Genomic DNA, 13,096 nt, shown 5'->3' on the forward strand with positions numbered 1-13,096 from the left:
TGAGGGTTAAGGGATTAAAACGATCTTGCCGAAGACCTCGCCGGTCTCCAGCAGCCGGTGCGCCTCGCGCGCCTCGGCCAGCGGCAGGGTCCGGTCGAGCACCGGCTTGAGCCGCCCCGCCTCGACCTGCCGCAGGATCTCGAATTGGCTGCCGCGCGAGCCCATCGTCGAACCCAGGATCCGCAGCTGCCGGAAAAAGACCTGGCGCAGGTCGGTCGTCACTTCGGCCCCCGTGGTCGCGCCGCAGGTGACGAGGACGCCGCCCCACTTCAAGCACAACAGCGACTCCTTCCACAAGGCCTTCCCGACGTGCTCGAAAACCACGTCGATCGCCTGCTTGCCGGCGACGCGGGCGACGGCCTCGAGGAGGTTTTCATTCTTATAATTGACGCCGAAATCCGCGCCCAGGGCCTTGGCCTTCTCAAGCTTGGCGTCCGAGCCCGCCGTCGTGATCACCCGGCAGCCGAAGAGCTTGGCGATCTGGATGCCGGCCGAACCGACCCCGCTGCCGCCGCCGTGGATCAAGACCCATTGACCCGGACGGATGGCGGCCTTGTCGACCAGCATCTGCCAGGCGGTGAGGAAGACCAGGGGCAGGCAGGCCGCCTGGGCGAAGTCGAGGTTTTGCGGAAAGGGCAAGAGATTGCGGGCCGGCACCGCGAGGTATTCGGCATAACCCCCGGAGACGTTCTCGCCGAGGATGCGGTAGCGCGGGCAGAGGTTGTCGCGACCCTCGGAGCAAGGCTCGCAGCGGCCGCAGCTCAGTCCCGGGTGCAGCAGGACCTTTTGGCCCAGGGCCACACCCTCGACCAAGTCCCCGACCTCGGCAACCTCGCCGGCGATGTCGCTCCCAAGGATGTGGGGATAGGCGAGCTTCAGGTGGGGCAAGCCTTTGCGAATCCAGAGGTCGAGATGGTTGAGGGCGACCGCGCGGACCCTGACCAGGACCTCGTCGGCCCGGATTTTGGGCTTAGGCAGCTCGGCGGCCTCGAGGACCTCGGGACCGCCATGGCGATGGAGAACGACGGCTTTCATCTTGAAATCGCTTGTCTTTATGGAAGGCTCTTGTATCTTTGCTCCTGTATCCCTCGCAAGCCTTATTCCTCCAAACCTCAGCGAAAGGATCGCCCTTATGGCCAAATCCCTGAAATACTCCCTCCTCCCCCTCGCCCTGCTCTTTTTGACCGCCTGTCCGGGCAAAAAGCTGAGTTCCGACCAGGTGCTTGGGGCCGTCGTCGGGGCCATGTGCAAGAAGTTGGTCACCTGCCAGCCCAATGCCATGCCCAGCGAGGATTTTTGCCAAACCACCATGAAAACAGCGCTGAATTCGGCCAAGGACATGCCCAAGGCCGAGGCCACCCAGAAGCAGTTGGACGCCTGCCTCGACAGCATTAACAAGTCGGAATGTCAGGGACTTTTGGGCAGCGAGCCGCCCGCGGGCTGTGAGTTCTTAAAATAATCGGATCGGCTAAAACTTTATGGGGGGAGCCGCGTAACTAACTATATCATCTCCCCCCTTTTCCAATAGGCTCAAGGCCTCGCGAGGTGCCTAAAAACACCGATACTCGCGAGGCCTTTTTCTTTCTTTTCCGGCCCCCGCGAAGGCCCGGAAAATACCCTCGACTCGCCCGGCGGCGATCTATATATTGCCCGCAATTTTAGCCATGAAACCCATCGCCCTCGTCACCGGTGCCACCGGATTTGTCGGAAACGCCGTCGCCCGAGCCCTGCTCAAGTCGGGCCGGGACGTCCGCGTCCTGATTCGCCGCAACTCCAACCCCAAGCAGCTCAGCGGCCTGGGCGTCGAGATCTTCTACGGAGACCTGCGCAAGCCCGAGACCCTCGGCCCCGCGCTGCACGGCTGCCGCGAGCTCTACCACGTCGCCGCCCAGTACACCTTCTTCAATCCCGACCCTAAGCAGATCTACGCGAGCAACGTCGAGGGCACGCATAACATCCTCGCCGCCGCGCAGCGCGCCAACGTCGCCAAGGTCGTCTACACCTCCACGGTGGGCGCGGTCGGCATCCCCGAGGACGGCAAGCCCGGCGACGAGGAGACGCCGATCACGATCTTCGACTGCAAGGGGCACTACAAGCGCTCGAAGTTCCTGGCCGAGCAGGAGGCGATGAATTTTTACCGGAAGGGCTTGCCGGTCGTGATCGTCAACCCCAGCGCGCCAATCGGGGTGCGCGACGTGAAACCCACGCCCACCGGCAAGATGATCTTGGATTTCCTCAACCGAAAGATGCCCGCCTACATCGACACCGGCCTCAACCTGGTGGACGTCGACGACGTAGCGGTCGGCCACATTTTGGCCGCCGAGAGGGGCCGGGCCGGCGAGCGCTACATCCTGGGGCACCGCAACCTGCACCTGCGCGAGATCCTGCAGGAGCTCTCCGCGCTCACCGGGCTGCGCGCCCCGCGCGTCAAGATGCCGCACGCGGTGGCCTTGGGCTTCGCCTATTTCAGCGAGGGTGTCTCGCGGCTTACCAAGAAGCCGCCGGCGGTGGAGGTCGAGGCGGTGCAGCTGGGCAAGAAGAAGATGTTCTTCAGCGCGGAGAAGGCGGTGCGCGAACTGGGCCTGCCTCAGACGCCGGTGCGCACGGCGCTGCAAAAGGCGGTCGACTGGTACCTGGCCAACGGCTACGTCAAGGAGAAGATCGCCCGACGCATCGCCAAGCACCAGGCGGGCAAGGTCGTGCCCGTAGCTCAGCCCGAGTCATAAACCGCGGCGCCGTTTTGCCCTTACTTCGCATCCTTCAGTAAGATTCCCACCACGTCGCTCGGATTCACCGAACGCAGGATTTTCGCGATCTTCCCGTCGGCGTCGATGACGATCACGTCGCGCGAGGCGAAGAAGGTCCCCTTCACCCCGTAGGCCTGGGCGATCTTGCGGTCCGCGTCGACCAAGAGCGGAAAGGGCAGGCCGTGCTTGTCCTTGAACTTCTTGTGAGACTCTTGGGAGTCGAAACTCACGCCGAGCACCACCGTCTCCAGGTTTTGAAACTCGCCGTAGTGATCCCGAAAGCTCTGGGCTTGGACAGTGCAGCCCGGCGTGTCGTCCTTGGGGTAGAAGTAGAGGACGACGGCCTTGCCGCGGAAGTCCTTGAGCGAGACCGGCCTGCCCTGCTCGTCGACGGTGCTGAAATCGGGGGCCGGCGCTCCCACCTTGAGCTCGGCCGCGGTCGCCGCGCCGAGGCCGATCAGAAATGCCGCCAGGAATAGAAACCCTTGCCTCATGAGAAAACTCCTTCCGCAAATCCGTAAATACGCCATGAGTGCCAAAATATAGCGCTTCCGCGACGTCGGAGCCAGGACGAACGCGCGGCCCGCCCTCGCCCGACACCGTCTGGAGATTAATCCTTGAAATGTCCCGCCATGCTCCCTAAGGTTCTCGAGGCTCGGCCAAATTCCATGAATCGGGAGGGATAAATGCTTCGCACCTTGTTTCATTCTTTTCTGGCCCTAGTCGCCCTGGGAACCTTTGGCGCTTGCAGCAAAAAACCCGAGGCTGCTCCGCCGCCCGCGGCACCTGCGCCGGCTGTCGCCCAGCCCGCCCCACCGCCGGCCGCACCGGCGGCCCCGCCCGCCGCGCCCGCGGTTGCGGAAAGCTTCGAAGGCGAATGGAGCGGCAGCAGCGGCGAGGACCTCCCCGTCAGCTTTTCCATCCAGGGCAACCAGGTCACCTCGTTCAGCGGGAGTTATTCCGGCAGGAGCGGATCCTGTTCCTTCAACGGACAGATCTCCAGCTCCGGACCCGCGACGATTACGGGCAAGGCCTTCACGACCCAGGGCCGCAGCAGCCGGGAAGAGCTTGAGTTTACGGCCCAGGGCACCCTGACCTCGCCCACCGAGGCCTCCGGCAGCCTGGTCTGGAAGGGAAAATCGGAGCTCTGCGGGGTCATCGACCTCAAATACCAGTGGACGGCCAAGAAGGCGCCCCCGCCGCCCAAGGAACCGGAAGACCTGGAATAGGCCCCCGAAGGCCCAGGACCCAATTTTGTCGCAAACGCTTGCCAAGCCCGGCAAGAATGACTATAGCCGGGCCCTCTGCTCCCATCGTCTAGGGGTCTAGGACAGCGCCCTCTCACGGCGTAGACCGGGGTTCGAATCCCCGTGGGAGCGCCATAAAGCCCCATCGGGGCTTTTTTTTTCGAAATCCACTGAACCCAGTTTACCCCCTCGTGCCCGCTATTTTTCCCGAAGGTTTTTCCCTCGTCCCGCGTATTTCCCCAAGAGAGAGCCGAAAGGAGAAACTACTTTATTTTCCAGGGCCCTTCTGAAAACATCGCCCCTGCTTCGGCTACCATGGAGACCGAGCCCACCCCAATTTCCGAAGAGGCCCTGGCCCTGCGCGTGCAAAAGGGAGACCGCGAGGCCTTCAACCGGCTGGTGCAGGAGCATGTCGGCCGCTACTTCCGAATCGCCCGGCGCATTCTGGGCGATTCCGGCGAGGCCGAAGACATCGTGCAAACGGCCTATCTCAAATTTTGGCAGGCGCCGTCCAAATGGAACGCCGACTTGGGGTGGAAATTTTCCACCTGGTTCTACCGCGTCGTCGTCAACCTCTGCCTCGACCTGAAACGGCGGCGCAGGGAAACTCCGACCGAGGCGCCTCCCGAGGCTTCGGCGGAGGCCGGGACGGAAGATGCGCTGATCCATCGGGAGCGGCAGCGGCGGCTCGTCGCTTGGCTCGAGGAGCTGCCCGAGCGGCAGCGCAGCGCCCTGCAGCTCTGTTTTTACGAAGGCCTCAGCAACGAGGAGGCGGCCCAGGTGATGGGACTGAAGCTGAAGGCCTTGCAGTCGCTGTTGATGCGCGCCAAGGCGCAGCTGCGGGAGAAGGTCCTGGCGGCCTCCGGGGAGAAAGCGTCATGAAGCCAAAAGTTTTCCAAGAATGTCTGGATCTCTACGGCGCCGACCTGGAGCGTTGGCCGGCCGACCGGCGCAGTGAGGCGCAGGCGGCCCTGCATGAGTCCGAGGACTTGCGTCGCCTGCTGGAGCAAGAACGCCGCTTCGAGGCCCAGCTCGCCCAAGACCTCCCCGCGACCCCGCCCGGCCTCGCCCAGCGCATCTTGGCGGCCGCCGCAGTGACGCGGCAGGAGCCGGGCCCGCGCGAGGCCCAAGCCGCGCCCCTCGCCCGGTTCCGCGAATTTTTACGGCCGAAACCCGCCCTGATCCTGGCCGGCCTGCTGGCCCTGGGATTTCTGTTGGGCGCCTTCGAAGCGGAGCGCGGCCGCACGGCCGCGGCGACCGACTTGGCCTCCCTTTACAACCATGGAGAAGCGTCATGGACAAGCGACCTAAACCCCTCTTACTGATTTCCCTGGCCTTGAACCTCGTCTTGCTCGGAGGTCTGGCGGGCTATTACTGGCAAAGCTGCGAGGCCTCGCGGCGCGGCTTCAAGCCCCCGCCCCAGTTGGCGCAGCAACTGAGCCCGGAGAAGCGGAAGCTCTTCGACCAAGCGATGCGGTCGCTGGGAGAGAAAAACCGCGAACACGCCCGCGAGATCGAGAAGGCAAGGGAAGAGATCCGCGAGGTCCTGACCGCCAAGGATTTCGACGCCCAGGCCTTCGCGCAAAAGTCCGAGGAGCTCCACCGGCTGCACGGCCAAATGAAGGCCGAGCTGGACAGGACTCTCGAGTCTCTGGCCCGGCAATTCACGCAAGAGGAGCGCCGGCTCTTGGCGGACCTCCTGCGTCCGCCCCCGCCGGGAGGCGCGCCAGGCGGCCCTCCGCCAGGACCGCCTCCGGGCGGAGGACCGGGACACCACCCCGGTCCACCGAAGGGATTTCCTCCGCCGGGCCCGCCAGCGACGCCCTGACGGCCCTCCGCTACGATCGTAGGAAAATTTCCGGCAAAAAAAAATCAATGACAAAACCTACCTATAATGGATGCGAAATCGGGGGCGCGGGAGGATGTTCCTGGAGGGCCCGAGGACTGTCTGAGCCGACCTTAAGGTCCAACAAAATTTCGTAAAGCCGCAGCGCGGGCACCGCCGAATCGGCCCGCAAGGCCACGTACAGATCAAGGGGCGAGTTCCGCAGGGCCCGGAAGGAACACCCTCCCGCGCCCCCGATTTCGCCACCACATTAAAGTTCCTTGAATTTATAAAAGTTTTGCCCTTGTATGGGGGGCCATGGCCAAGACCCAGACCATCACTTCGGCGAGCAGCGCCGAATATTTTTCCAAAAACCTCCAGCAGGTCGGCTTCTCCTCCTACACGAAGGCCGCGCTGACCACGATCAAGGAGGCCGTCGACAACTCGCTGGACGCCTGCGAGGAGGCCGGCATCCTCCCCGAGGTCTTCGTCCTGATCGAGAAGGTCGGCGAGGGCACGGCCAAGAACGCCGACTCGATCCGCATCCGCGTCGAGGACAACGGCCCCGGCCTCGAGCCCGACGACGTCGTCAAGGTCTTCGGCGAGTACCTGGCCAGCTCGAAGTTCGGGCGCGGCCGCTGCAGCCGCGGCCAGCAGGGCATCGGCATCTCGGCCGTCACCACCTGGGCCCAGCTGACCAGCGCGCGGGGGGCGACGGTCGTCACCAAGACCGCCAAGATGCGCAAGGCGGTGCAATGCGTCGTCGAGGTCGACATCAAGCACAACAAGGGCACGCTCAAGTCGAAGGAAGCGGTCGACTGGGACCGCGACCACGGCCTGGCCTGCGAGTTCGTCATCGACGCCCGCATCCAGCTCAACGGCGAGGGCGGCCTGCTCGCCTACCTCACCGGCACGACCCTGGTGAACCCCCACCTGACCCTGCGCTACAAGATCCTGGACCAAGAAGAAGTCACGGTGCCCCGCGTCACCGAGGAAATGCCGCAGATCCCCGACGCCACCGCCCCCCACCCGCACACCATGAAGCTGGGGGAGTTCATCGCCCACTCCCACCTCTTCGGCCGCGTCTCGATCGGCGCCTGGCTTAAAAAAGGTTTCTCCCGCATCAGCGACGGGGTCCTGGCCGAAATGAGGAAAGAAGGCCTGCCGCAGTCGCTCATCGACCTGAGCGTCGACAAGGCCTCGGAGGAGCAATTCAAAAAAGTCTTCGCCGCCCTGCAAAAGGCCAAGCTGATGGCGCCCTCGACCAGTTCGGTCTTGAGCATCGGCGAGTCGGGACTGGCCAAGAGCATCCAGCGGGTCGGGCAGGTCGACTTCTTCTCGGTCGTCTCCCGCAAGCCGGCGATCTGCGACTTCAAGCCGGTCTTGGTCGAAACTGCGATCGCCCGCCTGCTGGACAAGCCGTCCGAGGACGAGCCCGTCACGCTGCTGCGCTTCGCCAACCGCGTGCCCTTGCAGTTCGACAAGGCCGCCTGCGCCATCACCCAGGCGACGGTCTCGGTCAACTGGCGCGCCTACGGGCTCAACCAGCCGAAGAACAGCCTGCCGCAGGGGCCCTACATCATCGCGGTCAGCGTCGTCTCGCCCTTCATCAAGTTCAAGAACGCCTCCAAAGAGACCATCGACGCCAGCGACGAGCTGGTCGAGGAGATCCGCCGCACCCTGATCCAGGCCGGCCAGCGCCTCTCCAAGCATATCCGTCGCGAGGTCAAGGAGGCCGACCTCGAGAAGAAGCGGCAGCACATCGAGATGTTCGCCCCCATCCTGGTCGACGGCGCCTGCCGCATCACCAAGTCGCCCAAGGAGCGTCGGATCAAGGCCCTCGACGGCCTGGCCAAGATCCTCGGCCGCGACGCCGCCCTGGCCGAGCAGGAATTGGCCGTCGCCATCGAGCACGCCGAGGAGGCCGTGCTAAAGATGGGCCAAGTCGCCGGCATCCTCCCCGCCTCGGGAGAGGGCGAGACCGCCGAGGCCCCGCCCCAGGCGCCCGCGAAGGAAACCAAGAAAAAGCGCCCGGTCAAAACCAAGGCCGCCAAGGAGAGGAAAAAGTAAATGGCTACCGACGTCGACGTCAAAGAACTCTCCGTCGAGATGTGCGAGCGCCTGCTGCGCGACCTCGAGCGCGCCAAGCGCCCCGTACTGGAGGCCACCAAGTGCTCGCTCGACAACTCCAACTACAACCCCAAGGTCGGCTACCTGACGCCCGGCGACAAGAAGGTCGCGACCGAGCTGAACGTCAGCTCGGTGCAAAAGATGTCGCGGGCGATCTTCATGCTCGAGCTGATCCTGCGCAACCTCGAGGTCGGCGCCACCAACACCAAGCGCGAGCTCTACTACATCTCGAAGGGCGAAATTAAGCACGACCCGGCGCTCAAGCCGCTGGACTTCGCCGACCAGGACGAGAGCGACGCGATCATCGACTTCATCTGCGAGATGATGGAGTGCTACCGCGAAGACCTGAACTGCTTCGCCAACGACCGCGGCGGCCAAACCTACAGCCAGCAGCTGGTGGTGGTCGAGACCCTGCCCGACGGCGGCAAGGCGACCATCGACCTGAGCACGCTGGGCACCTCCCCCTTCCAACCGAAAAACCGCCCGCAGAGCCTCAAGCTCAAGGCCAAGAAGAAGATCGACTTCTGCCTGATCGTCGAGTCGGAGGGCACGGCCAACACGCTGGTCAACAGCGGCTTCACCAAGCGCCACCCGGTGATCCTCCTGGGCGCCCAGGGCGTCCCCTCCAACGCGGTGCGAGGCTGGACCAAGCTGATCCAGGACGAGCTGAAGATCCCCTGCTACTTCTTCGGCGACTTGGACGCCTACACCATGCAGAACATCTTCCGCACCCTCAAGGCCGGCTCGGCGGCCAGCCTGATCCGCAACTCGGACTTCTCGGCGCCGGAGGTGAAGTTTTTGGGCGTGCTGCCGGAAGACATCAAGAAGTACGACCTGCCCGATTACGGCGTGAAGGAAAACGACGCCGCCGAGTCCCGCGCCCTGAAGAAGGCCCGCGACGCCCTGGCAAACGATCCCTTCTTCAAGGACAAACGCAACAAGGGCCTCTCCGACATCCTCAAGTGGCTGATCCAGCACAAGCGCCGCTGCGAGCAGCAGGCCCTCTTCTCGGTCAACCCGCGGGACCCGCTGATGCCCGAGAAGATCATCATCGAGAAGATCAAGAAGGGGAACTACGTCTAGCCGAACGACGATCCCACCCATAGCCCGCTGGCCATTTCCCGCGCTTCGTCTTATTTTAAGAATTCGTTGCCAATGCGAACGGTTCGTTCCGGCGCTTGTCCGGCGATAAGAAGGAGGCGGCCATGAAAAGACTGAACCAAATCCGAAAGGCCCCCCGCGGCCACTGGGTCGGCGACGGCTTTCCCGTGCGCTCGATGTTCTCCTACGACCGGGACGGGGCCGCGATCAGCCCCTTCCTGCTGCTCGACTACGCGGGGCCGGCCGAGTTCCCGCCCACCGAAGAGCGCCTCGGCGTCGGCGAGCATCCCCACCGCGGCTTCGAGACCGTCACCGTCGTCTATCAGGGCGAGGTCGAGCACCGCGACTCGGCGGGGCACGGCGGCAAGATCGGGCCGGGCGACGTCCAATGGATGACGGCCGCCTCCGGCATCGTGCACGAGGAACGGCATGGGCGCGATTTCGCCCGCCGGGGCGGCACCTTGGAGATGGTGCAGCTCTGGGTGAACTTGCCCGCGAAATTCAAGATGACCGAGCCGCGCTACCAAGACATTCTCGACGCCCAAATTCCGCAGGTCGAGCTGCCGAACGGCGCCGGACTGGCGCGGATCATCGCCGGCGAGCTCTCCGGAACCCGCGGCCCGGCCAAGACCTTCAGCCCCGTCGACCTCTGGGACTTGCGCCTCAATGCCGGCCGGCGAGCCGAGCTGCCACTGCCCGAGGGCCACACTGCCCAGCTCTTGCTGCTGCGCGGGCGCGCGGCGGTGCCGGGCGGCGAAACCTTGGAGGCCGCCGAGCTCGCCCTCTTCGAAGGGGCCGGAAACGGCATCGCCCTCGAGGCGCAGGAAGACGCGACGGCGTTGTTGATGAGCGGGGCCCCGATCGAGGAGTCGATCGCGGGCTACGGCCCCTTCGTCATGAACACCCGGGAAGAAATCCTGCAGGCCATGCAGGACTACGAGAGCGGCCGGATGGGCTAGTCTTTGTCGGACTTGACGGCGCCGCTCTTCGCCCCCAGCCGCGAGAGCATCTCGTCGAAGTAGGGCCGGTCGCGGAGGTTCATGTATTCCTCCGGGAAGGCCACCACCTCGATGTTGGCGATTTTTCGGGCCGGATCGGCATTGCGCAGCACGAAGGAGAAGCGGCTGCCGTCGACCAGCTTGGTGTTGTTCATGAACGGCGTGTCGAAGTAGGAGACGTAGAACTCGATCGTCTTGAAATTGAAATTCTCCGCGGCCGAGCTGACCCGCACCTTGACGTCGGAGTCGCTCACCTCCTGCAACCGCACGGCGAAGGGATAGGTGCCTTCCCTCCCCTTCAGGTTGAAGCTCCCCATCCTCGGACAATCTTCCGTCGAATCCATGCAGAGCCTCAGCTCGATCGGCTCGTTCTGCGGCTTGCTGAGCAGGTTGACCTGCCGGTCGGCCGCGTCCCGCGCGATGGAGAGCAGCCGCAAGCGCTGCTCGGGGTTGATGCGCCGGTTGAGGTCCTCGAAGAGCGGCCTGGCGTCGAAGAACTCCTGGAAGTTGAGCGTGAGCAGGTGGAGGTACATCATCTGCTTCTCGGGGTCCTTCAGGATGTCCTCGCCGAAGTAGCTGCCGATCAGCGCGTTGAACATCTGCGAGCGCAGCGTCGAGTCGGACTGCTCCCGCTGCGTCATGATCTGGACGTAGAGCTGGGTCTCGCGGTTCTTCTCTTGGTTGTAGTTGATGGCGATGGGGATGAAGACCCCCGCCAAGAGGGCGCCGATGGCGGTGACCGTCTTGGCGACCAGGTCCCATTTCGAGGCGGTGACTGGGGCGGGGGCCGGCGGCGTCAAGGGCTACTCCAGTTTAAGATTTTTTTCGGTGGCTTGGGGAAAGACGTCGACCTTCTCCTCGCGGGTCGTCCCGTCGGGCAGCTTGACCTTGAGGGTGTAGGCGCCGGGATCGAGAGTCAGGGAATAAAAGCCGAGGGCGTTGGTCTTGCCGGACTTGTCGCCGGCCGCGACCTCGGCGTCCTTCAGCGGCGCGCCCTTGTAGGAGATCTTGCCGAAGAGCTCGGAGGCCCAAGCCGGCGCGGCGAGTGTCAAAAAGGCTAAGGATAACAATAGGATTTTCTTCATGATCCAGTTCCTTTCGGGAGAAAGTACCCCAATCCGCGAGGGGCTGACAATGAGTCTTTCTCTTAGGACTCGCCGGGCTGGACTTTGGCTAAGGGAGAATTCCGCTTCCCATCCTCGCGAGACGGCGCTTCAATATTGCCCATGCACCAGGTCTGGATCCCTAAAATCGGCGGCCCCGAGGTCCTCGAGGTGAGAGAGGCGCCCGACCCCGAGGCCAAGCCCGGCGAGATCCGCATCCGCGTCAAGGCGGCCGGCGTCAACTTCGCCGACCTCCTGGCGCGGCAGGGCCTCTACCCCGACGCGCCCAAGCTGCCGACGGTGGTGGGCTACGAGGTCGCGGGGGTCGTCGACCAGGCGGAGCCGGGCTCCGGCTTCCTCGTCGGCGACCGGGTCGGCGCCTTCACCCGCTTCGGCGGCTACAGCGACACCGTCGTCGTGCCGGCCGCCTTCGCCTTTCCCCTCTCGCCCACCCTTTCCTTCGAGGAAGGCGCGGCGATCCCGGTCAATTACCTCACCGCCTGGCTGATGCTGGTGAACCAGGGCAACGTGCAACAGGGCGACAAGGTGCTGATCCACGCGGTCGCCGGCGGCGTCGGACAGGCGGCGCTGCAGATCTGCCGCTGGCGCGGGGCGGAGGTCTACGGCACCGCGAGCGCCGCCAAGCACGCGCGCCTTCGCGAGCTGGGCGTCGCACACTGCATCGACTACCATCGCCAGGACTTCGAGGCCGAGGTCCGGCGCCTCACCGGCGGCCGCGGCGTCGAGATTGTCCTGGACGCGGTCGGCGGCGAGTCCTACCGCAAGAGCTACCGCTGTCTGGCAGCCCTCGGCAAACTGATGATGTTCGGGATCTCCAGCTTCAGCAGCTCGGAGCGACGCAGCCTCCTCGCCGTCGCGAAGGGGATGTGGCGCATGCCCAGCTTCAAGCCCCTCGCCCTGCTCAACGAAAACCGCGGCGTCATGGGCTTCAACCTGGGACACCTCTGGGACCGCGGCGAGGCCCTGGCCCGGGCGATGAAGGATATCTTGGGTTTGATCGCGGAGGGAAAACTGCGCCCCACGGTGGACCGGGCCTTTCCCCTGGAGCGGGCCGCCGAGGCCCACGCCTACCTGCACGCCCGCCAGAATTTCGGGAAGGTCCTGCTCAAGCCCTGAGCACACCATCGGAGGCACACCCTCGCAGGCCCAATATATAGTAGCAAGAAGCGCTAGCCCGGCCTCGCCTAACCCCTTGCGCAATGCGTAAAAAATGTGATTTATCCAACAACCTCGGCGGCCTGCCGTCGATAAGGCACACAAATGGGGGGCTCACATCGGGTGGCTGCGCGCAGCGGCGCGCGACCTTGACTTTATTTTTCCCCATAAAATTTCGACGTATTTGGAACGGGATGTCCCATGACTCCGTCTAATTCCCTTTTGAACCGCGGGGCCTCGCTTCGCCCGGCGAGCGCACATGCCTCGCCAAGCGAGGCCGGCGCCCTCGATCGCAACCTCGCGCGCAAGCTCGCCGCGACGGCGGTCCTGCGCGGATCCGCGGCCCCGTCTTGGCTGGTCCCGACCCTGCAAGAACTGGGGAAAGAATCCGATCCCCAGCTCCAAGGGCAGGGCCTGCTCGCGGCCGCGCTGCGGCTCCGCGCCGAGGGCCGCGATCTCGCCGCGCAAGAGATCCTCGTCTCCTTGGCCGGCGCCGAGGGCCCGGAAGGCCTGCGGCGCAAAGCCTCCGCCGAGCTCTCCGCCTATCAGGGCGGCGCCTTCGGCGTACGCAGCGAATTCCTGCTCTCCCGTTTCTGCCAAGGAGCGACCGATTGGCGCGTGATCGTTCCGATGCTCGGCGCGGGCCTGGTCGGGCGCCTGGCCGGCGGCGCGACCTTGGGGCGCCTCTCCGGCCTGGCGGCCGAGGGCCGCCTGCCCTGGTATGCCCACGGCATCGGCGCGCGACTGACCGCCGGCGGCGCGGCCTATT

15 protein-coding genes and 1 tRNA gene are annotated in these 13,096 nt (G+C 64.6%); 12 read left to right on the forward strand and 4 right to left on the reverse strand.

Annotated features, from left to right (window positions below; genetic code table 11):
* Window positions 1-6: 6 nt before the first annotated feature.
* On the reverse strand, window positions 7-1,035 hold the full coding sequence (locus tag FBR05_01985; protein ID MDL1870954.1) for a zinc-binding dehydrogenase: 1,029 nt from the start codon (window positions 1,033-1,035) through the stop codon (window positions 7-9).
* 97 nt (window positions 1,036-1,132) lie between these two features.
* Here FBR05_01985 and FBR05_01990 point away from each other — a divergent pair, with 97 nt between their 5' ends.
* Window positions 1,133-1,459, forward strand: coding sequence for a hypothetical protein (locus FBR05_01990; GenBank protein ID MDL1870955.1), 327 nt, complete (start codon window positions 1,133-1,135; stop codon window positions 1,457-1,459).
* Window positions 1,460-1,664: 205 nt separating this feature from the next.
* Entirely contained in the window at window positions 1,665-2,726 is a 1,062-nt protein-coding gene (locus FBR05_01995) for an NAD-dependent epimerase/dehydratase family protein (protein ID MDL1870956.1), read from the forward strand.
* A 20-nt stretch (window positions 2,727-2,746) separates the two neighbouring features.
* On the opposite strand, the gene FBR05_02000 is transcribed toward FBR05_01995, so the two are convergent.
* On the reverse strand, window positions 2,747-3,241 hold the full coding sequence (locus FBR05_02000) for a peroxiredoxin (GenBank protein ID MDL1870957.1): 495 nt from the start codon (window positions 3,239-3,241) through the stop codon (window positions 2,747-2,749).
* A gap of 192 nt (window positions 3,242-3,433) precedes the next feature.
* On the opposite strand from FBR05_02000, the gene FBR05_02005 reads away from it, so the two are divergent.
* The 8 genes from FBR05_02005 to FBR05_02040 all read left to right on the forward strand — a co-directional run bounded on the left by FBR05_02005 (window position 3,434) and on the right by FBR05_02040 (window position 10,009).
* Window positions 3,434-3,976, forward strand: a complete 543-nt coding sequence (locus tag FBR05_02005; GenBank protein ID MDL1870958.1) for a hypothetical protein — start codon at window positions 3,434-3,436, stop codon at window positions 3,974-3,976.
* 77 nt (window positions 3,977-4,053) lie between these two features.
* A tRNA-Glu gene (locus FBR05_02010) sits at window positions 4,054-4,129 on the forward strand.
* Between the two features lie 180 nt (window positions 4,130-4,309).
* Complete coding sequence (locus FBR05_02015) at window positions 4,310-4,876, forward strand: sigma-70 family RNA polymerase sigma factor (protein MDL1870959.1); 567 nt, start codon at window positions 4,310-4,312, stop codon at window positions 4,874-4,876.
* A complete protein-coding gene (locus tag FBR05_02020) occupies window positions 4,873-5,319 on the forward strand; it encodes a DUF3379 domain-containing protein (GenBank protein ID MDL1870960.1) in 447 nt (148 codons plus the stop codon). The genes FBR05_02015 and FBR05_02020 overlap by 4 nt, the downstream gene beginning before the upstream one ends.
* Complete coding sequence (locus FBR05_02025) at window positions 5,289-5,822, forward strand: periplasmic heavy metal sensor (GenBank protein ID MDL1870961.1); 534 nt, start codon at window positions 5,289-5,291, stop codon at window positions 5,820-5,822. Before FBR05_02020 ends, FBR05_02025 begins: the two co-directional genes overlap by 31 nt.
* Window positions 5,823-6,137: 315 nt before the next feature.
* On the forward strand, window positions 6,138-7,889 hold the full coding sequence (locus FBR05_02030) for a DNA topoisomerase VI subunit B (GenBank protein MDL1870962.1): 1,752 nt from the start codon (window positions 6,138-6,140) through the stop codon (window positions 7,887-7,889).
* Window positions 7,890-9,032, forward strand: coding sequence for a DNA topoisomerase VI (locus FBR05_02035; protein ID MDL1870963.1), 1,143 nt, complete (start codon window positions 7,890-7,892; stop codon window positions 9,030-9,032).
* Between the two features lie 122 nt (window positions 9,033-9,154).
* Window positions 9,155-10,009, forward strand: coding sequence for a pirin family protein (locus FBR05_02040; GenBank protein ID MDL1870964.1), 855 nt, complete (start codon window positions 9,155-9,157; stop codon window positions 10,007-10,009).
* On the opposite strand, the gene FBR05_02045 is transcribed toward FBR05_02040, so the two are convergent.
* Both FBR05_02045 and FBR05_02050 read right to left on the reverse strand, forming a co-directional pair.
* The gene (locus FBR05_02045; GenBank protein ID MDL1870965.1) at window positions 10,006-10,848 is read right to left on the reverse strand and encodes a hypothetical protein; all 843 of its coding nucleotides are present in this window, start codon (window positions 10,846-10,848) and stop codon (window positions 10,006-10,008) included. The genes FBR05_02040 and FBR05_02045 overlap by 4 nt on opposite strands.
* Window positions 10,849-10,851: 3 nt before the next feature.
* A complete protein-coding gene (locus tag FBR05_02050; GenBank protein ID MDL1870966.1) occupies window positions 10,852-11,133 on the reverse strand; it encodes a carboxypeptidase regulatory-like domain-containing protein in 282 nt (93 codons plus the stop codon).
* A gap of 141 nt (window positions 11,134-11,274) precedes the next feature.
* Here FBR05_02050 and FBR05_02055 point away from each other — a divergent pair, with 141 nt between their 5' ends.
* The gene (locus FBR05_02055; protein MDL1870967.1) at window positions 11,275-12,288 is read left to right on the forward strand and encodes a zinc-binding dehydrogenase; all 1,014 of its coding nucleotides are present in this window, start codon (window positions 11,275-11,277) and stop codon (window positions 12,286-12,288) included.
* Window positions 12,289-12,528: 240 nt separating this feature from the next.
* On the forward strand, window positions 12,529-13,096 hold a 568-nt coding region (locus FBR05_02060), incomplete at its 3' end, for a hypothetical protein (protein ID MDL1870968.1).

The organism is Deltaproteobacteria bacterium PRO3 (assembly GCA_030263375.1).
Lineage (GTDB): Bacteria > UBA10199 > UBA10199 > DSSB01 > DSSB01 > DSSB01.

Bases quoted from the DNA above. Each gene is read 5' to 3' on its own strand.
- FBR05_02025 (MDL1870961.1), top strand. From the start codon at position 5,289: ATGGACAAGCGACCTAAACCCCTCTTACTGATTTCCCTGGCCTTGAAC.
- FBR05_02030 (MDL1870962.1), top strand. From the start codon at position 6,138: ATGGCCAAGACCCAGACCATCACTTCGGCGAGCAGCGCCGAATATTTT.
- FBR05_02050 (MDL1870966.1), bottom strand. From the start codon at position 11,133: ATGAAGAAAATCCTATTGTTATCCTTAGCCTTTTTGACACTCGCCGCG.
- FBR05_02005 (MDL1870958.1), top strand. From the start codon at position 3,434: ATGCTTCGCACCTTGTTTCATTCTTTTCTGGCCCTAGTCGCCCTGGGA.
- FBR05_01985 (MDL1870954.1), bottom strand. From the start codon at position 1,035: ATGAAAGCCGTCGTTCTCCATCGCCATGGCGGTCCCGAGGTCCTCGAG.
- FBR05_02055 (MDL1870967.1), top strand. From the start codon at position 11,275: ATGCACCAGGTCTGGATCCCTAAAATCGGCGGCCCCGAGGTCCTCGAG.
- FBR05_02035 (MDL1870963.1), top strand. From the start codon at position 7,890: ATGGCTACCGACGTCGACGTCAAAGAACTCTCCGTCGAGATGTGCGAG.
- FBR05_01990 (MDL1870955.1), top strand. From the start codon at position 1,133: ATGGCCAAATCCCTGAAATACTCCCTCCTCCCCCTCGCCCTGCTCTTT.
- FBR05_02000 (MDL1870957.1), bottom strand. From the start codon at position 3,241: ATGAGGCAAGGGTTTCTATTCCTGGCGGCATTTCTGATCGGCCTCGGC.
- FBR05_01995 (MDL1870956.1), top strand. From the start codon at position 1,665: ATGAAACCCATCGCCCTCGTCACCGGTGCCACCGGATTTGTCGGAAAC.
- FBR05_02015 (MDL1870959.1), top strand. From the start codon at position 4,310: ATGGAGACCGAGCCCACCCCAATTTCCGAAGAGGCCCTGGCCCTGCGC.
- FBR05_02040 (MDL1870964.1), top strand. From the start codon at position 9,155: ATGAAAAGACTGAACCAAATCCGAAAGGCCCCCCGCGGCCACTGGGTC.
- FBR05_02020 (MDL1870960.1), top strand. From the start codon at position 4,873: ATGAAGCCAAAAGTTTTCCAAGAATGTCTGGATCTCTACGGCGCCGAC.